20 protein-coding genes are annotated in these 20,873 nt (G+C 55.3%); 9 read left to right on the top strand and 11 right to left on the bottom strand.

The annotated features are described in order from the left end of the window. Nucleotides 1–20: 20 nt before the first annotated feature. Together AB1F12_RS05705 and AB1F12_RS05710 are read right to left on the bottom strand one after the other, a co-directional pair. Nucleotides 21–761 carry a folate-binding protein YgfZ gene (locus AB1F12_RS05705; protein ID WP_368187219.1) on the bottom strand — a complete coding sequence of 247 codons (741 nt, stop codon included), beginning with the start codon at nucleotides 759–761 and terminating at the stop codon, nucleotides 21–23. Continuing rightward, nucleotides 758–2,506: an ABC transporter ATP-binding protein gene (locus AB1F12_RS05710; RefSeq protein ID WP_368188288.1), complete on the bottom strand. Its 1,749-nt coding sequence runs from the start codon at nucleotides 2,504–2,506 to the stop codon at nucleotides 758–760. Before AB1F12_RS05710 ends, AB1F12_RS05705 begins: the two co-directional genes overlap by 4 nt. Nucleotides 2,507–2,687: 181 nt before the next feature. Here AB1F12_RS05710 and AB1F12_RS05715 point away from each other — a divergent pair, with 181 nt between their 5' ends. Further along, nucleotides 2,688–3,887, top strand: coding sequence for an alanine--glyoxylate aminotransferase family protein (locus AB1F12_RS05715; RefSeq protein WP_368187220.1), 1,200 nt, complete (start codon nucleotides 2,688–2,690; stop codon nucleotides 3,885–3,887). Here the strand turns inward: AB1F12_RS05715 and AB1F12_RS05720 are convergent. Beyond that, nucleotides 3,884–5,017, bottom strand: a complete 1,134-nt coding sequence (locus AB1F12_RS05720; protein ID WP_368187222.1) for a pyridoxal phosphate-dependent aminotransferase — start codon at nucleotides 5,015–5,017, stop codon at nucleotides 3,884–3,886. The genes AB1F12_RS05715 and AB1F12_RS05720 overlap by 4 nt on opposite strands. A gap of 107 nt (nucleotides 5,018–5,124) precedes the next feature. On the opposite strand from AB1F12_RS05720, the gene AB1F12_RS05725 reads away from it, so the two are divergent. Both AB1F12_RS05725 and AB1F12_RS05730 read left to right on the top strand, forming a co-directional pair. Continuing rightward, nucleotides 5,125–5,289, top strand: a complete 165-nt coding sequence (locus tag AB1F12_RS05725) for a Tat pathway signal protein (RefSeq protein WP_368187223.1) — start codon at nucleotides 5,125–5,127, stop codon at nucleotides 5,287–5,289. Between the two features lie 85 nt (nucleotides 5,290–5,374). Further along, on the top strand, nucleotides 5,375–6,160 hold the full coding sequence (locus AB1F12_RS05730; RefSeq protein WP_368187225.1) for a crotonase/enoyl-CoA hydratase family protein: 786 nt from the start codon (nucleotides 5,375–5,377) through the stop codon (nucleotides 6,158–6,160). Nucleotides 6,161–6,246: 86 nt separating this feature from the next. Here AB1F12_RS05730 and AB1F12_RS05735 read toward each other — a convergent pair whose 3' ends face one another. The 5 genes from AB1F12_RS05735 to AB1F12_RS05755 all read right to left on the bottom strand — a co-directional run bounded on the left by AB1F12_RS05735 (nucleotide 6,247) and on the right by AB1F12_RS05755 (nucleotide 11,639). Then, nucleotides 6,247–9,333, bottom strand: a complete 3,087-nt coding sequence (locus tag AB1F12_RS05735) for a valine--tRNA ligase (RefSeq protein WP_368187226.1) — start codon at nucleotides 9,331–9,333, stop codon at nucleotides 6,247–6,249. Nucleotides 9,334–9,395: 62 nt separating this feature from the next. After that, the gene (locus AB1F12_RS05740) at nucleotides 9,396–10,151 is read right to left on the bottom strand and encodes an anti-sigma factor (RefSeq protein ID WP_368187228.1); all 756 of its coding nucleotides are present in this window, start codon (nucleotides 10,149–10,151) and stop codon (nucleotides 9,396–9,398) included. Beyond that, nucleotides 10,148–10,639: an RNA polymerase sigma factor gene (locus tag AB1F12_RS05745; protein WP_368187230.1), complete on the bottom strand. Its 492-nt coding sequence runs from the start codon at nucleotides 10,637–10,639 to the stop codon at nucleotides 10,148–10,150. Before AB1F12_RS05745 ends, AB1F12_RS05740 begins: the two co-directional genes overlap by 4 nt. A gap of 61 nt (nucleotides 10,640–10,700) precedes the next feature. Next, on the bottom strand, nucleotides 10,701–11,105 hold the full coding sequence (locus AB1F12_RS05750; protein ID WP_368187232.1) for a hypothetical protein: 405 nt from the start codon (nucleotides 11,103–11,105) through the stop codon (nucleotides 10,701–10,703). Between the two features lie 93 nt (nucleotides 11,106–11,198). Beyond that, nucleotides 11,199–11,639, bottom strand: coding sequence for an Lrp/AsnC family transcriptional regulator (locus AB1F12_RS05755; RefSeq protein ID WP_368187234.1), 441 nt, complete (start codon nucleotides 11,637–11,639; stop codon nucleotides 11,199–11,201). Nucleotides 11,640–11,746: 107 nt separating this feature from the next. Between AB1F12_RS05755 and AB1F12_RS05760 the strand changes: the two genes are divergently transcribed. Then, on the top strand, nucleotides 11,747–12,868 hold the full coding sequence (locus AB1F12_RS05760) for a type III PLP-dependent enzyme (RefSeq protein WP_368187235.1): 1,122 nt from the start codon (nucleotides 11,747–11,749) through the stop codon (nucleotides 12,866–12,868). Nucleotides 12,869–12,911: 43 nt separating this feature from the next. Here AB1F12_RS05760 and choV read toward each other — a convergent pair whose 3' ends face one another. From choV to choX, 3 genes are all read right to left on the bottom strand, one after another. Continuing rightward, the gene (gene choV / locus AB1F12_RS05765; protein WP_368187237.1) at nucleotides 12,912–13,952 is read right to left on the bottom strand and encodes a choline ABC transporter ATP-binding protein; all 1,041 of its coding nucleotides are present in this window, start codon (nucleotides 13,950–13,952) and stop codon (nucleotides 12,912–12,914) included. Between the two features lies 1 nt (nucleotide 13,953). Beyond that, nucleotides 13,954–14,784 (bottom strand): choline ABC transporter permease subunit, encoded by an 831-nt coding sequence (choW, locus tag AB1F12_RS05770; RefSeq protein ID WP_368188290.1) that lies wholly within the window; start codon nucleotides 14,782–14,784, stop codon nucleotides 13,954–13,956. A 78-nt stretch (nucleotides 14,785–14,862) separates the two neighbouring features. After that, a complete protein-coding gene (gene choX / locus AB1F12_RS05775) occupies nucleotides 14,863–15,786 on the bottom strand; it encodes a choline ABC transporter substrate-binding protein (protein WP_368187238.1) in 924 nt (307 codons plus the stop codon). Nucleotides 15,787–15,884: 98 nt separating this feature from the next. On the opposite strand from choX, the gene betI reads away from it, so the two are divergent. The 5 genes from betI (at nucleotide 15,885) to AB1F12_RS05800 (ending at nucleotide 20,778) form a co-directional block, all read left to right on the top strand. Further along, nucleotides 15,885–16,460 carry a transcriptional regulator BetI gene (gene betI, locus AB1F12_RS05780; RefSeq protein WP_368187240.1) on the top strand — a complete coding sequence of 192 codons (576 nt, stop codon included), beginning with the start codon at nucleotides 15,885–15,887 and terminating at the stop codon, nucleotides 16,458–16,460. A gap of 121 nt (nucleotides 16,461–16,581) precedes the next feature. Next, nucleotides 16,582–18,039, top strand: coding sequence for a betaine-aldehyde dehydrogenase (betB, locus tag AB1F12_RS05785; protein ID WP_368187242.1), 1,458 nt, complete (start codon nucleotides 16,582–16,584; stop codon nucleotides 18,037–18,039). Nucleotides 18,040–18,099: 60 nt separating this feature from the next. Continuing rightward, the gene (gene betA, locus AB1F12_RS05790; protein ID WP_368187243.1) at nucleotides 18,100–19,740 is read left to right on the top strand and encodes a choline dehydrogenase; all 1,641 of its coding nucleotides are present in this window, start codon (nucleotides 18,100–18,102) and stop codon (nucleotides 19,738–19,740) included. 90 nt (nucleotides 19,741–19,830) lie between these two features. Further along, nucleotides 19,831–20,076, top strand: coding sequence for a YdcH family protein (locus tag AB1F12_RS05795; protein WP_368187245.1), 246 nt, complete (start codon nucleotides 19,831–19,833; stop codon nucleotides 20,074–20,076). Between the two features lie 63 nt (nucleotides 20,077–20,139). Then, entirely contained in the window at nucleotides 20,140–20,778 is a 639-nt protein-coding gene (locus AB1F12_RS05800) for a GntR family transcriptional regulator (protein ID WP_368187246.1), read from the top strand. The last annotated feature ends 95 nt before the right edge of the window (nucleotides 20,779–20,873 follow it).

The raw sequence follows: 20,873 nt of genomic DNA on the forward strand, positions 1-20,873 counted from the left end.
TTTTTGGTTTAATAAAATTTTTACGATGCCGCGCTAATGGACAGGGTTGCTTGGCCGGCAACCATGCCTTCTTTGGCGCGATCAAGACGCAGATAGGCAATCGCAACATCCCCGGATCGGGTATGAAGCGTGCCCACATGTTTGCCATTCACGGTGATCTCTGCGCCGGTTTCAGCGACACCATCCACATGAACCGGCACCAATCCTTTGCGCAGTTCGGTTTTGTGTTTCATCCGCGCGACAATTTCCTGACCGACAAAACAGCCCTTTTTGAAATCGACCCCATTCAGACGTTCGAACCCGGCTTCTAGGATGTAGCTGTCTGGTCCAAGCTCAATCCCGGTTTGCGGGATCACATGTGCCACATGGATCGCATCCCAATCCACGTCCTGAGATTGATCAACCTCACCATAATGACGCCAGCCAAGTGCGCTGTGACGCGGGTCGGGCAGGGCATCAGCAGGGGGCGTATCGATCCCGCGCGACACGATCAGATCGGTTTCAGCGATCTGCACATCCGCGCGCAGACGATACATATTCAGACGTTGGAACAATCCCGGCGCGGCACTGGCATCCACATCGATCAGCAGCTGCGATCCGGTTTCCAGCAGAAAGAAATCCGCGATGAATTTACCCTGTGGCGTCAGCAAGGCCGCATAACGCAGCCCGTCCTGATTTGTGGGCACAACATTGGTGACCAACCCGTCCAGAAAATCGTGCCGATCCGCGCCCGTGAGCGCCAAAATCACCCGATTGTTCATGTGTCTTCCCCTCGGAATTGTAGCGAATATAACCCAGCATAGATGCCGCCCTGCGCCAGCAAATCATCATGGCGACCTTGTTCGACAACGCGCCCCTGATCCATGACCACGATTTTGTCGGCGTTGCGGATTGTGGACAGACGATGGGCAATCACCAGCGTCGTGCGGCCCTTGGACAGGCGTTCCAGCGCATCCTGCACAATCGCTTCGGATTTGGTGTCCAGCGCGGATGTCGCTTCGTCCAGCAACAGGATCGGCGTATCACGCAACAATGCGCGCGCAATGGCGATCCGTTGGCGTTGCCCCCCCGACAGATTGCTGCCACGCGGCCCTGCGGAACTGTTCAGCCCATCCGGCATTTTCGCCAGAAAGTCAGTCACATGCGCCGATTGCAACACGTCGTTCAGCTCCTCATCAGAAACATCATCGCGCCCCAATAGGATATTGTCGCGCAGGGTTTCGTCAAACAATGCCGCGTCTTGGGACACCACCGAAAACAGGCCCCGCAGATCGGCCAATTGCATTGCATTATTGGGTATCCCTGCGATGGTGACATCCCCGGATTGTGGTTCTGACAGCCGTGTCAACAGATTAAAGATGGTGCTTTTGCCCGCGCCGGATGCGCCGACCAACGCCGTGGTTTTGCCGGCCTCTGCCACAAAGGACGTGCCGCGAAGAACCGGGAAATCCCCATATGAAAGGGTGACGTTGTCCAACACAATTTCGGGGGCCTGCGTCATGGATGGTGCAGGCAACGCTGTGCCAACGGGGCCTTTTTGGACCGGTACACGGTGCAACAAATGATAGACCCGTTCCATACTGGCCGCCGCGGTTTGCAGCACTCCGGTGACGCCGCCCAACCGGCGCAAAGGTTCAAATGTCAGCGACATCGCGGTGAAAAATGACATGAATTCACCCACGGTTTTTTCACCCTCAGCGATCTGCGCGCCGCCCAAAAACAGAACCCCGACAAACCCCAGACCCGCCATGACATCAATCAGGGCCGGGATCATGCTTTGGCCAAAAACGTTGCGCACTTCGGCATTTACCCGGTCGTCGATCAGGGTTTCGTAACGCTGCGCTTGGTACTCTTCTAGGGCGTTTAGTTTGATTGGGGTGATGCCATGAAACACCTCGTCCAATCGGGTCGACATGCGGCTGGCCAATGCGCGCGCATCACGTGCACGGCGTCGCACATAGGTTTGGATCAAATAGGACGGCGCGACCAGCAGCGGAATGCCGATCAACGCAACCAAGGTCCAGCGCCAGTCAATGTACAAAGTCACCCCAAAGAGGGCGATAACAGACACGGCATCACGGCCCAGCCCGGTCACAATTGCCGACCAAACCCGGTTAACCGCTTCGACGTCGCCCTGAACCTTTTCGATCAAGGCACCGGGCGGATTTTCCTGATGGAATTGTGTATCAAGCCGCATCAGATGCCGCAGCAAATCCCCGCGAATTTGTCCCGCTGTGCGCTGTGAAATCCGTGTGACGACCACCTTTTGTGCAACCGAGCTAAGCCCGCGCAGCACAAAGGCAATCATGATCGTTAGGCCCACCCAGACCATCGCCCCCTGATTGCCGCCGATGAACACGTCATCAAACAGCGGCCCCATCGCCCAACTCAGGATCGCGGGGACCACGCCTTCCATCATCATCATCAGGCCCGCAACCCCCAGCCAAGGCCAATGAGGGCGCAAATAGGCCCGCCAGAGCCACGAAAACAGGTGTTTTCCGCTCATATCGGTGTGTGGATCAGCTTTGGGGTCGGGGGATGACACGGATGTGACCTTTCGCATTCTGGTCCATTGGATAAAGCCCAATTCCGCATATAGGGCAAGTCGCGGCTTGTCCAAACATATGGGCGTTGACGCAGCCATGAACAGGGATAAGGTCGCCAAAGTTATGCAAGAAAGGTTGTACATGTCCCTGCACCAAGGTCGCCCATATTTGGCCATTCCCGGCCCGTCTGTTGTTCCGGATCGCGTTTTGGCGGCGATGCATCGGCCATCGCCCAATATCTATACCGGACCTTTGATTGATATGACGCGGACCCTGTTTCCGGACCTAAAGGCATTGGTCGGCACCCAACATGAGATGGCGATTTATATCACCAACGGACACGGCACATGGGAGGCATCGCTAAGCAACGTTGTATCCCCCGGGGACACGGTTTTGGTATTGGGCACTGGGGCGTTTTGTCTGGGCTGGGGCGGAATGGCGCGGGATCTGGGGCTCAAAACTCAGATTCTGGATTTTGGCAATCAGAGCGACATTGACCTGACCCAAGTCGAAGCTGCATTGCGCGCAGATACTGATCACCAGATCAAAGCGGTTCTGGCGGTGCATGTGGACACATCCACAAGCGTGAAAAACGATGTGGCTGGGTTGCGCAAAACTTTGGATTTGGTGGGGCATCCGGCGCTGATGATGATTGATTGCATCGCGTCATTGGGATGCGATGAATACCGGATGGATGATTGGGGGGCGGATGTTACCATCGCGGCCTGCCAAAAGGGATTGATGACCCCGGCGGGCGTCGGGTTCGTGTTTTTCAATGATCGCGCGGCCGCTGCACGGGAAAATTGCCAGCCCTCACAATATTGGGATTGGAAACCGCGTGCCAATGCGGATGAATATTGGCAGCATTTTGATGGGACCGCGCCGACGCATCATCTTTATGGTCTGCGCGAGGCCCTGAACATGATCAAAGAAGAGGGGCTGGAGGCGTTATGGGCGCGGCATGCTGCCTTGGCTGGGGCGATTTGGGCCGCGGTGGATGTCTGGGGGCAAACAGGGGAAATGACCCTTAATATTGCCACCCCAGAAAAACGGTCAAACGCGGTCACATCTATCGCCATGACCGCGCCCAATGCCGACCGCCTGAGGGCCTATACCGAAACGGTTGCCGGGGTCACATTAGGGATCGGATTGGGGCGTGATCCGGCATCTGGATATTTTAGGATCGGCCATATGGGACATGTCAGCGCCCATATGATTATGGGAATGCTGGGTGCGATTGATATGGGGCTAAAGGCGTTGAATATCCCGCATGGCGCAGGGGCATTAGACGCGGCCAGCCAGCATTTATGTGACGCGGCCGCGCAAAGTGTTCGCCCTTAGGTATCTGTTTTATCAAGCAAACTGCGCGCCGTTGCCAATGCGGCGGGCAGGGCGTCGGATAACAAATCCATCTGCGCGTCAGTGCCACAGGAAACCCGGATACAGCGATTTTGCGGCGCCACAAAGGGCATCCTGACAAAAATGCCCCTGGCAATCAACGCGTCCAGCACCGCGCGGGCAAATTCCCCGTCCCGACCACAATCAATGGCCACGAAATTGGTCGCAGAAGGCACCGTTTTCAATCCATTTGCCGCAGCAATGGCATCGATCCGCCCCCGAGACGCGGCGATTTGATCTTGGATGTTTTTTAAACCGTCCTGATCCTGCACCGCCGCCAGCGCCCCGGCCAATCCCATACGGGACATGCCAAAATGATTGCGCACTTTGTTAAATGCGTTGATCAACGGGGCAGGGCCGATCGCATAGCCGACACGCGCGCCTGCCAATCCGTATCCTTTGGAAAATGTCCGCATGCGGATCACGTTGGCCTCAGTTGGGCGCAAAACCGGGGCTGATCCGTCTGGCGCGCATTCCAAATAGGCTTCGTCCAGGATCAATAACGCGCCCTCAGGGACTGCGCGGATCATCCTATTTACAGTCTCGCGGTCATGCATCGTGCCCATCGGATTGTCGGGATTGGCAAAATAAATCAGCTTGGCGTTAACCATTTTGGCCTTGGCCAACAGGCGTTCTGGGTCTTCAAAATCCCCGGCATAGGCCACTTTGTGCAATTCACCACCAAAACCGGCCACGTGATAGTTAAAGGTGGGATAGGCCCCATCAGATGTGACCACCGCGTCCCCTGGCTCAATCAACAGACGTACTAACAGCCCTAGCAACCCATCAATCCCTTCGCCGATCACGATATGGTCGGCCGGAATTTTGTGATGCAAGGCAAGGGCTTGCTTTAGATCATGCGCTTCTGGATCTGCATACATCCAAGCCTCGGATGCGGTGGCTTGCATGGCTGCGATCGCCTTGGGCGATGGGCCAAATACGTTTTCATTTGCCCCCAATCGCGCCTGAAATACGCCGCCTTGGGCGCGTTCTTGGGCTTCGGGGCCAACAAAGGGAACAGAAACCGGCAAAGCGGCAGCAAGCGGGGTCAGTCGTGGATCATTTTGCGTCATGGTCGAACGTTAACCATTTGCACTAGGAGGGGGCAACATCTTGAATTCGTAATGTTTCACTTTATATGAGAATGGTTCGCAATTAGAGGCAAAAAAAAGGAGAACCGATGCCTGATTTATCCCGACGTGGATTTTTGGCCGTCACCGCGGCCAGCCTATCGGTGCGTGCATTGCCACAGATTGCCACCAAGCCGTCTGGCCGCCGTATTTTGACGCTTGTTTACGACAAAAGCATCGGCGCGATGCGGGCCATAGATCGGCTGGTCCCATAGCCAATCGGTAAATGCCCCAACGTCCTGTTAGTGTTTTGCTAAGCTTTACGTTTAAGTCACCTTAGCAATCGCTTTGGAGGACAAAATGAGCCGCGTTTCCGTCGAAATCAAAGATCATATCGCCCAAGTCACCCTGACCCGAGGGGAGAAAATGAATGGGATGGATATGGAAATGAGCCATGCGTTGGTTGCGGCAGGGCAGGATCTGATGGATCGCGATGACGTGCGGGCCGTGGTTTTGTCCGGCCAAGGCCGCGCGTTCTGCGCCGGTCTGGATGTGATGTCATTTGCGATGATGGCGCAGCAAGACCCAGAAGAGCTGGTGATGAAACGCACCCATGGCAACGCAAATCTATTCCAAGAGATTTCGATGATTTGGTCGCGCCTGCCCATGCCGGTGATCGTTGCATTGCATGGCGTGGCTTATGGCGCTGGGTTTCAGCTGGCCTTGGGCGCAGATATTCGCATTGCGGCCCCGGATACCAAACTGGCGATTATGGAAATGAAATGGGGCCTGATCCCGGATATGGGCGGCATGGTGTTGTTGCCACGGCTGACACGCGCGGATGTGGTGAAACGTATGACCTATACGGCGGAACCGATTGAGGCGGCTCAGGCGTTGGATTGGGGGCTGATTACAGAAATATCCGACGATCCCAAAGCGGCGGCGCTGAAACTGGCGGTTGAAATCGCAGGCAAAAGCCCAACGGCCATACGGGCCGCTAAGCGGTTGATCGACGTGGCCTATACGGGCGAAGAAACCGATGTTTTATATGCCGAAAGTCGCGCACAAAGCGATCTGATCGGTAAGCCAGAAATGATGGAAGTGATCGCAGCCAATATGGCAAAACGCGCCCCGAAATTTGACTGACGAGGCCATCGGCATAACGCCACCGGCGAACGAATTAGGACTACAAAAGCAAAGGGCCCACCAAATTCTGGCGGGCCCTATTTTGATTAATCGATCTCGTTTAGCCGGGCCATGGCGGCGTTTAGTTGCGCCTCTTCCTCTTCTCTGAGAGCGAGGTTTTCTTTGGTTTCTGCGACCACTTCTGGTGGGGCAGAGGCGGCGAATTTCGGGTTTTTCAACCGACCGCGCAGGCCACCCAGTTCCTTTTGCAACTTGCCTAACGCTTTGTTCAGGCGGTCCTTTTCCGCGTCCACATCAATGATGTCGGCCAATGGCAACGCAAAGGACGCACCTTGGGTGGCAATGCTCAGCGACCCTTTGGGCGCCTCGGTCGCTTCGGTCATGCTGTCAATCCGGGCCAGCCGTTTGATCATCACTTCGTTATTGGCCCAGGCTTTGCGCGCGGCGTCATCGGCGGCCAGCTGGATCACCGGCACTTTCAACCCGGCAGGCACGTTCATTTGCGCCCGCGCGGACCGGATGCCTTCGATCATGGAAATCGCCCAAGACATTTCCGCCTCGGCCGCTGGATCCACCAGATCGGCGGCCGTGTAGGTTGGCCAATCCGCGTGGATCAGCATTTTGGCCGCATCGCCGGTTTTCTGGCCGCGATCCGGGGTTACGTCCCAGATTTCTTCGGTGATGAAGGGCATGATCGGGTGCAACATCAACAGGCATTGGTCCATGCCCCACGCATAGGTGCGGCGGGTTTCCAATTTGGCGGCTTCATCGTCGCCATGCATGATGGGTTTGGTGAACTCCAGATACCAGTCACAGAATTTGCCCCAGACAAAGGCATAAAGCGCGTTGGCGGCGTCGTTGAACCGGAACGCATCAAGGGCGGCATTCACGTCTTCTAGGACTTTGGCGGTTTCACCGATGATCCATTTGTTCAATGTCAGCGTGACCGCAGGGGGCTCAGCGCCGCGATCCAGACCGTAGGCATCCATCATCACGTCGCCATAGCTGGCCGCGTTCCAGAGCTTGGTACCGAAGTTGCGGTACCCGGCGATCCGCTGCATGTCGAGTTTCAGAACACCGCCAAGCGACGCCATGGATGCATTGGTAAACCGCAGCGCGTCTGCGCCGTATTCGTCAATGATTTCAAGTGGATCAACGACGTTTCCGGTGGATTTTGACATCTTTTTACCCTTAGCATCGCGCACAAGGCCATGCAGGTAAACGGTGTCAAACGGGATCTGATCGACTACGGCCAGCTGCATCATCATCATCCGCGCCACCCAGAAAAACAGGATGTCTGACCCAGTGATCAGCGTGCTGGTCGGGAAGTATTTGTTCAGCGCATCGGTGTCTTCGGGCCAGCCCAGCGTGCCGATGGGCCAAAGCCCGGATGAGAACCACGTGTCGAGCACGTCGGGGTCGCGGCGTAATTCGATGAAAAGGACGTCATCGCCCCCGTTAACCCATCCAGATTGGGTATTTGTAATCGCCTCATCTTGCCGCCCGGCAGAATCCGGTTTCAACCGCATTTGTCCAGCGTTAGCCTCGGCAACTTCGATAGAAAGTTCTGGATTCCGGATTGAGTGGTAATCCTTTGCCTGGAGAATAGCTTCGTCTTTTGTCGTTGCACAAAACTGATTGCCATCTTGGTCAAACCAAACCGGGATCTGATGCCCCCACCAAAGTTGGCGTGAAATGCACCATGGCTCGATGTTTTCCAGCCAGTGGTAATATGTTTTCTCACCGGATTCCGGCATGATTTTCACGTCACCATTGCGCACCGCATCCAAAGCGGGGCCAACGATTTTGGCGGCGTCAACAAACCATTGATCGGTCAACATCGGCTCGATCACAACCTTGGAACGATCCCCAAAGGGCTGCATGATCGGTTTGTTTTCAACAAACGGTTCCAGCACGGTGACGTCTTCGCCGGTTTCAGGATCGGTTTTGGTGATGGATTGCATCACGGCCAGACCTTCGGCGGTGATGTCGGCGATCACGGCCTTGCGAGCGGTGAACCGATCCATGCCGCGATATTGTTCGGGCACCAAATTCATCGCGGCAATCGACGCTTCGGTAAATTCGGCCTCACCATTGGCAATCGCTTGGGCGGCGGCGGCTTCTTCGGCATAAGGTTTACCATCGGCGCGCATATTGGCCTTGGTGTCCATCAGGTTGTACATCGGGATGCCGCCGCGCTTGGCGACTTGGTAATCGTTGAAATCATGCGCGCCGGTGATTTTCACCGCACCAGAGCCAAAATCCTTGTCCGGATATTCGTCAGTGATGATTGGGATCAGGCGGCGATGTTCCTTGGGGCCAACGGGAATTTCGCATAATTTTCCGACAATTGGCGCGTAACGTTCATCTGATGGATGAACCGCAACAGCCCCGTCGCCCAGCATGGTTTCTGGCCGTGTGGTGGCGATGGAAATATAGTCGCGCTCTTCGCTGAGCGTGACATTCCCGTCCTCATCTTTTTCGATATAGGTATAGGTGGCCCCCCCAGCGAGGGGGTATTTAAAGTGCCACATATGACCGGCGGTTTCGATATTTTCGACCTCAAGATCGGAAATCGCGGTTTCGAAATGCGGGTCCCAATTGACCAGACGTTTGCCGCGATAGATCAGACCTTTGTTGTACATCTCAACAAAAACCTTCAGCACGGCATCGTGGAAATTGGCCGAATTTTCGTGGCCTACACGGGTGTCGCCTTGGGCGCCGGACATGGTGAACGCGGTGCGGTCCCAGTCACAGGTCGCGCCCAGTCGTTTGAGCTGTTCCACGATGGTGCCGCCGGATTTTTCTTTCCAGTCCCAGACCTTTTCCAGAAACTTTTCACGGCCCAATTCAACGCGGCCCGGTTGCTGGGTTTCCGCCAGCGTGCGTTCGACAACCATCTGCGTGGCGATGCCCGCATGGTCGGTTCCGGCCTGCCAGAGCGTGTCATATCCCTGCATGCGTTTCCAGCGGATCAGGATATCCTGCAACGTGTTGTTGAACGCGTGGCCCATATGCAAAACGCCGGTCACATTCGGGGGCGGGATCATGATGCAATAGGGGCTTGCTTCGGGCTTGGCATTGGCGCCAGCTTTGAAACAACCCGCCTGTTCCCAAGCAGCGTAAAGCCGGCTTTCGGCGTCGGCGGCGTTAAATGTTTTTTCCATCGTCATGATCAGCGATCCCTTATCTCTGCGCCCCAGATAACAAGGGGGCAGGCCAAGGGAAAGCCGCTTTACGACAGGGCGTCAAAGATCGTGACAGCAACGGCACTCAGATCATCGCGGGGGATGTCGCCGACAACGGCATATCGCAGGTTTTCATCCTGCCAGTAAAATGAATTGACCGGGCCGTTTTGGTCATAGCTGAATTCGGCCACGCGGGTGGTGGGGCCCTGAACGGCGAACAGCGTGATGCGCTGCCCAGCGGCGTTTTCGTACATGAATTGCGCGGCGGGGCCTTCGGCCACAGACAAAAGCCGTCCGCCCACCAGATCAAACCCATGCGCCGACAGGTCAGGCGTGGCCAGAGTGTGCCCAACCCGGTTGGACAGCCAGCGGATCAGCAGGTCTTCTTCTGAGGCGGCCAGTTCGACCGGGCGATGCGGATCAGCGGCAAATACCACATGGGCCGACATCGCATCCCCCACCAGCCGCGCGGTCAGTTCCACATCCGATCCGGGGCCGCGCAGGACCCAGCCACCGGCCATACCAAGCCCCAAAACGGCCAGCATCGCGGCGACCCGGCCCATCCAATTGCCGGACGGGGCCGTGGGTTGGTTGGCTGCAATTGGCTTCACAGAGAGCGGGGATTCTTGGGCCGGAAACAGGGATTGAATGGCGTGGTTCTGGGCGTCCCAATCGGCGATTTCTTCCGCCTTTTCAGGGTGTTCGTTTAACCACGACTCAACCCGCGCCATGTCGGCGTCATCCAGTTGACCATCCACAAAAGCATGCAGCATATCGTCGGTGATGTCTGGGCGCTGGGTCACGGGGCCACCTCATTTGTCGATAATTTCCCGGTCAGGCTGCGTAATTTTGCACGGGCGCGGCCCAGGCGGCTCATGACGGTGCCAAGAGGCATGTCCAAAGCCAGAGCGACCTCTTTGTAGCTGAGCCCGCCGATCACCACGCTCAGCAGGACCTCGCGTTGGTCATCGGGCAGTAAATCCAGCGCCTTGGACACGTCCGACAGGGCCAGTTTCCCCGCCAGCGTATCCGGCGCGGCCACATGCACATCCTCGATCATGTCATGGGGGGGACGGTGCGACAGGGCGCGCAATTGGTTGCGATAGAGATTGATCAGCAACGTCATCAACCATGCTTTTAGGGATGTGCCGTCAGCGTATAAATGCTGTTTGCGCAGGGCGCGTTCAGCGCAATCCTGCACAAGATCATCTGCCGCATCCCCGTTTCGCGTCAAAGACAGCGCAAAGCGTCGCAAATCGGGAAGGCATGCCTGTAGCTGGTCCTGAAACACGCGGAGCATCCTAATGATATGGGCCAATCGCGCAGCCCATATCGCAGTTTAGGCGTTTGGATCAGGGCTTGGCAACATGCCAGACACCGCCGACGCCGTCACCCGTGACCTGACCCGCGGCGCGATCGTTTTTCCAGAAATACAGCGGCGCCCCGTCATAGGCCCATTGCTGGCTGCCATCTGCGCGGGTGATGATCGACATTTTACCGGATGCCTCGGCCCCATCCTCCACCATTAGTGGTGGCCAATTCACGGCACAGCCGCCGTTACAGGCCGACATGCCCGCACTATCGCTGTCAAACGTATATAGCGACATGCCGTTGGTGTCCGTCAGGATCGTGCCCATGGATGTGCTGGTTTCCAAAACAATCCCGGCCGTATGTCCGGCAGCATAGGATTCACAGGCGGTTAGGGTGGCGCCTGCGATCAGGGCAAAGCTCAGCTTGGTTTTCAAAGTGATCGTCATGATGGTGTCCTCTTGGGGCCGATGAACGGCGGTTACAAAGAAGAAACACCTCAGGCCGGGGTTTATTCCCCCGACGATGAAAAATTTTTGAAATTAAAGCGCGCGATCAATGCGTGTGGACAGATGGATCAGGCTTTCGGTCATTTGAACGCCGTCAATTTCACCGATTTTATCCAATGTTTGATCCAGTTCCAGCGTGGATCGGGTGCCAACCTGACAGGCCAAATCGAACCGGCCTGATGTGGCGTGCACTTTTTCAACCTGCGGCATGCGTTGCAATTGCAGCAAAACCGCCGCCTGTGCGGAGGGTGTGATCTGTACCAGCACGGTGGCCCGGATCAGCCCGCGCTGTGCTTCGTCACTTAGGCGTAGGGTGTAACCGGCAATCACGCCGGATCGTTCCAATCGATCCAACCGCGCCTGAACCGTGGTGCGCGCCAATCCCATTTTGGCGGCCAGTTTGGCGACGGGCATACGGGCATTGGCGGCCAATTGGATCAATAGCTGGCGGTCTGTTTCATCAAGATCAGTCATGTTGCCCGTCATATCGTCATTTTGCTAAGAATGGGAGTCAATTTGCGCAATGTGCCGCAACACATTGCCATCCATCGTTGCTAGCGTGGCATAAAGGAGAGCGCAATATGCTGCAACGACCAGAGCCTTATTTGGATCCTGTTTCATATCTTATGAAACACAATCCCGAATTGCCGGTGCATTTTTTCGCCGTGGATGCGTTGCGGGAACGGTTGGGGGCATTCCTATCGGGGTTTCCCGGTCTGGTGACATATGCAGTCAAAGCCAACCCATCGGATGAGGTGCTGACCCATCTAGTGGATGGGGGGCTGGCCGGGTTTGATGTGGCGTCACCCGAAGAAATCGCTTTGGTTCAAAGCATCGGGCCGCAATCTGATTTACACTATAACAACCCGGTGCGAACCGAACGTGAAATCCAAGCGGGGTTGCGCGCTGGCGTGCGCAGCTGGTCGGTGGATGATGCCAGTGAACTGGATAAATTGATCAGACAGGGCATCGGCGCGGATCACGAAGTGTCTGTGCGATTTAAGTTGCCTGTCGCGGGCGCGCATTACAATTTTGGCGAAAAATTCGGTGCCACCGAAACAGAGGCCGCAGCGCTGTTGCAGCGGGTCGCGCGGGCAGGGTTCAGGACGGCATTGACGTTTCATGTGGGCACGCAATGCGGTGACCCACAGGCCTATGCCACCTATATCGCGGCCGCGATCAACATCGCCAAAGCAGCGCGCGTTTCGATAAAACGCCTGAATGTCGGCGGTGGGTTTCCATCGGTTCGCACGGGCCAAGGGCTCAATCTGCAAAAGTATTTTGAGGTGATCCATGCTGCGGTTTCTGGGTTTGAAACCCGTCCGGACCTGATCTGTGAACCGGGGCGTGGATTGGTGGCGGATGCGTTTTCATACGGCGTTTGTGTGAAATCCGTCCGCGCAGGGCGCGTCTATTTGAATGACGGTATTTATGGTGGCCTATCGGAATTTCCATCGATGGTCATTCCAGATTTTCGGGTGCTGGGCCCTGACCACGAAAGAAACGGAAAAACCTCTGAAATGGTCGTGTTTGGACCGACCTGTGACAGTCTGGATCAATTGCCACACAGCCTGCATTTGCCCGATGATCTGTGCGAAGGGGACTGGATTTTGTTCCGGTCCATGGGCGCCTATCTGACTGGCGTGACAACGCGTTTTAACGGGTATGGCAACCGCGAAACGGTCCAGGTTCGCAGGCTCTGAGGACAAAGGCCCGGATCAAACCGAGCCTTTGTCATGTGATCCGCTAGCTGCCCAGTCGATCCAACACGGCCTGCGCGGTGATGTTGCCAATGGATTTCCCGTTTTCGACGACGTTGAGTGCGGCGTTGGATTTCAACAATTCCATCAGCTCTTTGACCGGCATTTCAACGTCAATATCGGGCCCATCTGTCGGCCCCGCCTGCATGACATCACGGGCAGTCAAAACCCCAAGCGGGTTCATATGAGCCACAAAATCAGTGACATATTCATCAACTGGATTGTTGATAATGTCGCGTGGTGTGCCCAATTGCACGATCCGCCCACCTTCTAGGATGGCGATGCGATTGCCCAGCTTGAACGCTTCGTCCAGATCGTGGGACACAAAGATAATCGTGCGTTTCAGGCGGTCCTGTAGTTCCAGCAATTCGTCTTGCAGGCGCGCGCGGATTAACGGGTCAAGCGCCGAAAACGGTTCATCCATCAACAAAATGGGCGCCTGCGTGGCAAAGGCCCGGGCCAGCCCAACCCGTTGCTGCATCCCGCCGGACAATTCGCCAACCTTGCGATCCGCCCAATCGGCCAGACCCACCAATTCCAGCTGTTCGTCGATTTTCTGACGGCGTTCCACTTTGTTCATGCCTGCCAGTTCCAGACCCAGCCCCACATTGTCGCGCACATTGCGCCAAGGCAGCAGGCCGAATTGCTGAAACACCATGGCCACACATTCGCGGCGCAACCGGCGCAATTCTTCGCTGGAACAGGTTTCAGGATTGGCTGACCAATTGCCGTCATTCACCGTCACCGCGCCGCGCACAACCGGGTTCAACCCGTTCACCGAGCGCAGCAATGTGGATTTACCGGACCCGGACAGGCCCATCAAAACCAGAATTTCACCATGATCGACCTCAAGTGAACAATCATGCACACCCAGCACCTGATTGGTTCTGGATTGAATTTCGGTGCGATCCAGCCCTTCATCCATCAACGGCAGCGCCTTTTGCGGGGCATTGCCAAACACGATGGACACGTTGTCGAAAATGACGGCTTTGTCTTTGTTGTTCGGGGTTTTGTTATCTGTGCTCATCTTAACGCTCCACCCGCAGCATTCGGTCCAGAACAATCGCCACGACGACAATCACCAGCCCGCTTTCGAAACCTTTGGCTGCGTTCACCTGTTGCAGGGCCCGCACCACCGGAACGCCCAAACCGTCCGCGCCAACCAGACCTGCGATCACCACCATCGACAGCGACAGCATGATGGTCTGGTTCAGCCCGGTCATGATCTGGGGCAGGGCGTAGGGCAGCTCCACTTTCAGCAGTTTCTGACGGGGTGTTGCGCCGAAACTTTCGGCGGCTTCCAGCAACGCTTTGGGGGTGGATGACACGCCCAAATGGGTCAACCGGATCGGGGCCGGGATCACAAAGATCACCGATGCCACCAGTCCGGGCACCATGCCGATGCCGAAAAAAACAATCATAGGAATGAGATAGACGAATGTGGGCAGGGTCTGCATCAGATCCAGCACTGGGCTGATATATTGGTACAGTTTCGGGCGATGCGCCGCGGCAATCCCAATGGGCACCCCAATCGCCATACAGGTGATGCAGGCAAACAGGATCAGCGTCAGGCTTTCCATGGTTTCTTCCCAATAGCCTTGGTTGACCACGTACAGAAACCCAAGCCCGACCAGAATGCAGGTTTTCCAACGCCGTTGCAGCACCCAAGTCAGCGCCATAAAGAGCGCGATAACAATCAGGGGATGCGGATATTGCAGCGCGGCCAACACGCCTTCGATGAGCCAGTTCAGACTGTCCTCAACACCGTCAAAAAACCATTGCGCATTGTCACGCAGCCATTCAAAGCCGATTTTAGCGGTTTTCCCAACCGGGATTTTTTCGTCTGTTAGCCAGCTCAGCATCCGTGTCTTCTCCTGTCGTGCATAAAACGACGCCCCGGCCAAAGGTCGGGGCGTCATCGTGTTAGTGCAGGGGGGTTAGTTGGCCAACGCAGCCTTGACGGCTTCAACGGCGTCACCGCCATCCAGTGTTGTCACACCATCCAACCAAGCCATGTAGGCGTCTGGGTTTGCGGACAGCCAAACCTTGGCGGCATCGTCGGCATCTTCGCCGTCATCCAGAATGGCGGCCATGATTTCGTTTTCCATCGCCAAGGAGAATTCCAGGTTCATCAACAGTTTGCCAACATTCGGACATTCTGCCGCGTAACCTGCACGGGTGTTTGTGTCGACCACAGCACCACCAAAGTTAGGACCAAAGAAATCGTCGCCACCTGACAGGTAACCCATGTCAAAATTGGCGTTCATTGGGTGGGGTTCCCAGCCCAGGAACACAATCGGTTCGTCGCGCGATGAATTCCGCTCAACCTGAGCCAGCATGCCTTGCTCAGAGCTTTCGACAACTTCGAACCCGTCCAGACCAAAGGCGCCGCCATCGATCATGTCTTGGATCAAACGGTTGCCGTCATTGCCCGGCTCGATGCCATAGATCGATCCGTCCAGCGCATCCGCGTGAGCTGCAATATCTGCAAAGTCGGAAATGCCCAGATCCATCGCCGCTTTGTTGACGGCCAATGTGTATTTTGCGCCTTCCAGATTGGTGCGCACCACGTCAACGGTGCCTGCTTCGCGGTAGGGGGCGATGTCGGCTTCCATTGTGGGCATCCAGTTGCCAAGGAAAACGTCAACGTCCCCTTCGGCCAGTGAAATATATGTCACTGGAACGGACAGCACTTTGACATCTGTTTCATAGCCCAACGCGTCCAACACAACTGCGGTCGCAGCAGTGGTCGCGGTGATGTCAGTCCACCCTACGTCAGAAAACGTGACAGAGCCACAATCCGCGGCGGCGGCAGTGCCGGCGCAAATGGCCAGTACGGACAATGTTGATTTCAGTTTCATTCAGGCGTCTCCCGGTTGTTGTCAGTTCGATATTTTTCTTGATTGACGAGTCAATAAAGAACGATCTACGGTTTTTTAGCAAGTTTTTTGAGGATTAAATGCCAAAGATCGGGATGGAGCCTATCAGACGGGATGCTCTGGTAAAGGCCACAATTGCAGAAGTTGGAGCGGCGGGGTCATTGGATGTGACCGTGGCACGCATTGCCAAACGCGCCGGCATGTCCAGCGCGCTGGCGCATCACTATTTTGGCGGCAAAGAACAGATTTTTTACGCAGCGATGCGGCGAATTCTGCGTGATTTTCAAGTGGTTGTCCTTGAGCATTATAAGGGCATTCGCACACCACATGACCGATTGCGCGCCATTTTGAACGCCTGCTTTGCGCCCGAATGTTTTGACGCTGCCACAGTGACGGCATGGATGACATTCTATGCCCAAGCTCAGACATCAGACCCCGCACGCCGGTTGCTGCAGCTATACCAGGCCCGGCTTCATTCGAATTTGGTCTATGCGCTGCGACCGCTAACCAACGACGCTGATTCTATCGCCGATGGGGTCGGGTCGATGATTGATGGCTTCTATCTTAGGGCCGCAATCGCCGAAGGAGATCTGGCCCAAAGCATCCCAGCACAGATTGAATCCTTGATTGCCCATAAATTATCGCTGGGGGCGTGATGGATAAACATCTCTCGCTTTGCACCGCATCTGAGCGGTTGATGAGCAACCTCATGAACACCCGAACACCCAACTCACATCGTTTCCCGCGCGACCACGGCGTCGCAATGAAAGTTAAGCCATGATCCCGAATGCAAAACCAACCGCCAGCCACTTTATTAATGGCGCTTATGTCGAAGATAAAACCGGCGCGCCTATCGACGTTATCTATGCCGCGACCGGTGAATTGGTCGCACAAGTGCATGAAGCCACCGAAGCCTTGGTGGATTCTGCGCTGGACGCCGCCACAGCCGCCCAGAAAATCTGGGCCGCAATGACAGGCACCGAACGCGGTCGCATTCTGCGCCGCGCGGCGGACATCATGCGCGAACGCAACCGTGACTTGTCTGTGTTGGAAACCATCGATACCGGCAAACCGTTGCAAGAAACATTGGTGGCCGATGCCACATCCGGCGCCGATGCGCTGGAATATTTCGGTGGGTTGGCTGCGTCTTTGACCGGTGAACACATCGATCTGGGGGGCGACTTTGTTTATACGCGCCGCGAACCTCTGGGCGTTGTGGTTGGGATCGGCGCGTGGAACTACCCCACGCAAATCTGCTGTTGGAAAGCTGCGCCCGCCTTGGCTTGCGGCAATGCGATTGTGTTTAAACCCTCTGAGGAAACGCCGCTCTGTGCGTTGCAAGTCGCTGAAATCCTGACAGAAGCTGGCGCGCCTGCCGGGTTGATCAATATTGTTCAGGGACGCGGAGCCGTTGGCGCCAAACTGGTGACCGACGCCCGTGTGGCCAAGGTTTCACTGACAGGGTCAGTGCCAACCGGGCGCAAAGTCGCCGCCGCCGCCGCTGAGGGCCTAAAACATGTCACAATGGAGCTGGGCGGCAAATCCCCTTTGGTCATTTTTGACGACGCAGATTTGGACGATGCCGTATCAGGGGCGATCAACGGCAATTTCTATTCCTCCGGTCAGGTCTGTTCGAACGGCACGCGGGTTTTCGTTCAAAAAGGGATCAAAGAAGCGTTCCTGACCCGTTTGGCGGACCGTCTGAAAGGGGCCGTTATAGGCGATCCACTGGATGAAAACGTAAATTTTGGACCAATGGTCAGTGCGCGCCAATTGGACATCGTCAAAACCTACATCGCCAAAGGCCAAGCCGAAGGCGCGCGTTTGGTGGCCGGTGGCAATTGCCCTGATGGTGCTGGGAATTTCATCGAGCCAACCGTGTTTGCCGATGTGAGCGACGATATGACGATCGCACGCGAAGAAATCTTTGGTCCGGTGATGGCTGTGCTGGATTTTGACACCGAAGCAGAAGCTTTGGCGCGCGCAAATGACACGGAATTTGGTCTGGCCGCGGGTGTCTTTACCCGTGATATCCACCGCGCCCATCGCATGGTGGCAGGGTTCGAAGCCGGTACTTGCTACATCAATTCCTACAATGACGCCCCGGTAGAGGCGCCTTTCGGGGGTTCCAAACTGTCGGGTATTGGACGCGAAAACTCCAAGGCGGCGATCAACCACTATTCGGAATTGAAAACCGTTTATGTGGGCATGGGCAAAGTCGAAGCTGCGTTCTGATTGAAAAAATACAAACGAACCCGATATTTTCGGGGTTCCAAACCGAGTAAAGGTTGAAAAATGGAAAGTGACTACGTCATCGTTGGCGCAGGCTCTGCGGGCTGCGCCTTGGCTTATCGTTTGGCTGAGGCCGGAAAATCTGTCATATTGATTGAATTCGGTGGCTCTGATTTAGGGCCGTTCATTCAGATGCCGGCGGCTTTGTCTTATCCGATGAACATGCCATTATATGATTGGGGATTTCAGTCCGAACCAGAGCCAAATCTGGGCAATCGGCGGCTGGCGACCCCGCGCGGCAAAGTTGTTGGGGGATCGTCATCCATCAACGGCATGATCTTTGTGCGGGGCAACGCACAGGATTACGAACATTGGGCAGAAAGTGGCGCCAAAGGGTGGTCCTATCGGGATGTGTTGCCCTATTTTAAGCGGATGGAGACCTGGCATGGTGGAACATCCGAATATCGGGGCAAAAACGGCCCCCTGCATGTGACGCGCGGCCCTGGTAACAACCCACTGACCAAGGCATTTCGCAAGGCCGGTGTCCAAGCCGGTTATGACGATACCGAGGATTATAACGGCCATCAACAAGAGGGTTTTGGCCCCTATGATATGACCGTTTACAAAGGTCGGCGCTGGTCGACGGCCAATGCCTATCTGCGCCCCGCCAAGGATATGGGGGTCAAGGTCGTGCGTGGCTTGGCGCAACGTGTCATCATCAAAGACAAAGTCGCCACCGGTGTTGAAATTCTGCAAGGTGGCCAAACTCAGATCATCTCAGCGAGATCAGAGGTGATCCTGTCAGCTTCGGCGATTAACTCTCCGAAATTGTTGATGCTTTCCGGGATTGGCCCAGCGGAACATCTGCGGGAACATGGCATTGAGGTTGTCGCTGATCGCGCTGGCGTTGGCAAAAATCTACAAGACCACCTTGAACTTTATGTTCAATACAATGCGACCAAACCGGTTTCCCTTTATAAATATTGGTCGCTGCTGGGCAAAGCCTATGTCGGGGCGCGTTGGTTGTTTACAAAAACGGGCATCGGGGCCTCAAATCAGTTTGAAATGGCGGGGTTTATCCGTTCCAAATCCGGGGTAAAATACCCAGATATTCAGTTCCATTTTTTGCCAATTGCGGTGCGATATGATGGAAAAACAGCGGCAAGCGGGCATGGTTTTCAGGCGCATGTAGGCCCGATGCGGTCAGTTTCACGGGGTGAAATCACCCTGAAATCCAACAACCCAACCCAAGCGCCGCGGATCTTCTTTAACTATATGTCCGACCCATCCGACTGGGAAGATTTTCGAACATGTATCCGGCATACCCGAGAAATCATTGGGCAAAATGCCTTTGATCAATTCCGCGGTGATGAAATTCAACCCGGTGCAATGGCGCAATCTGATGCGGCATTGGATGATGTCATTCGTGAACATGCAGAAAGCGCGTTTCATCCCTGTGGCACCTGTCGCATGGGGGCGGCGGATGACGCGACTCCTGTCGTCGATCCAGAAGCCCGCGTGATTGGCGTATCTGGATTGCGGGTCGCTGACAGCTCTATTTTTCCGCGCATTACCAACGGCAATCTAAACGCGCCGTCGATTATGACCGGTGAAAAAGTTGCGGATCATATTCTGGGTCGGTCCTTACCCCCTGAGGATTTGCAAGCGTGGCAGCATCCGGATTGGGAATCGAAACAGAGATAATGATGTGGAAATAGGATTGGTTTGATCCGGGTCAATGTGCGGCGGGGTGCTGAGGGCTAGCCTGATGGTGAGCAACATGAGGAGAGAAAAATGTCTCACACCCCACATGAACTGGCAGAAGAATTTCCAGATCATATTGAGCAAATGCACGCGTTAAAGGTCGGTGATGCGCATTTCGCATCGCTGGCGGATAAATATCATGAACTGAACCGGGCGGTGCATCGTGCCGAAACCAATGTTGAGCCGACAGATGATGCGCATATGGCCGAATTGCGCAAAGAGCGCTTGGGCCTGAAAGACGAAATTTGGTCATTGCTCAGCAAAACTGACGCGTAAGCCAGGTATTCGAATCGGGCGGGCAGGGTTTCAAAACGTGTTCGTTTAAATTATCTATAATTTATGGCCGACACATACAAAGAAACACTGCCCGCCCAAATTGCCTTGGTTCTGTCTGACCGGATCATAACCGGACAACTGCCTGCAGGTGCCAAATTACGTCAGGACCACATTGCCGCTGAGTTTAAGACAAGCCACGTTCCTGTGCGAGAAGCCTTTCGCAGATTGGAAGCGCGTGGGTTGCTGATATCCATTCCCCGTCGCGGCGTGCGGGTGACGGGAATTGATCCCAATCAAAGACGTGAAGTCGCGGAAATGCGCGCCAGTCTAGAGGTTCTGGCTCTCAGACATGCTTCGCTGAATTTTGATCGTAACTATCTGGTATATTTAGGAAATTTAAACCAACAGCAAAGTGAGTGCGATACGATTCAAAGCTGGGAAGCGGCCAATCGGACGTTTCATCAGGCCTTGATCAAACTATGCAAAATGCCGCGACTCATCTCCTCAATAGAAGACCTGCATATTTCCAGCGCCCGGTTTCTATTTGCTGCTAAACCCAACAAATGGGAGCCGCGTGTCGATCACGAACATTTGGCCATTTTAGACGCTTTGCGAAAGGGGCAGATTGAGGTTGCCTGCGCAATTCTGGCCCAACATGTTCGGCGTGCAGGGCGTCGTCTTGGTGGGCGCTTGGGTCGGTAATTCCTCACAATTTCGGAAATTCTTGCAAGAGGCGAGCGCCTATGGTCCCAAAGATGGCAAGAAGATCGAAAATTATCTATAAAATGAGGACATGT

Origin of the sequence: Aestuariibius sp. HNIBRBA575 (assembly GCF_040932005.1) — a bacterium.
In the GTDB taxonomy this organism is placed as follows: domain Bacteria; phylum Pseudomonadota; class Alphaproteobacteria; order Rhodobacterales; family Rhodobacteraceae; genus CANLNM01.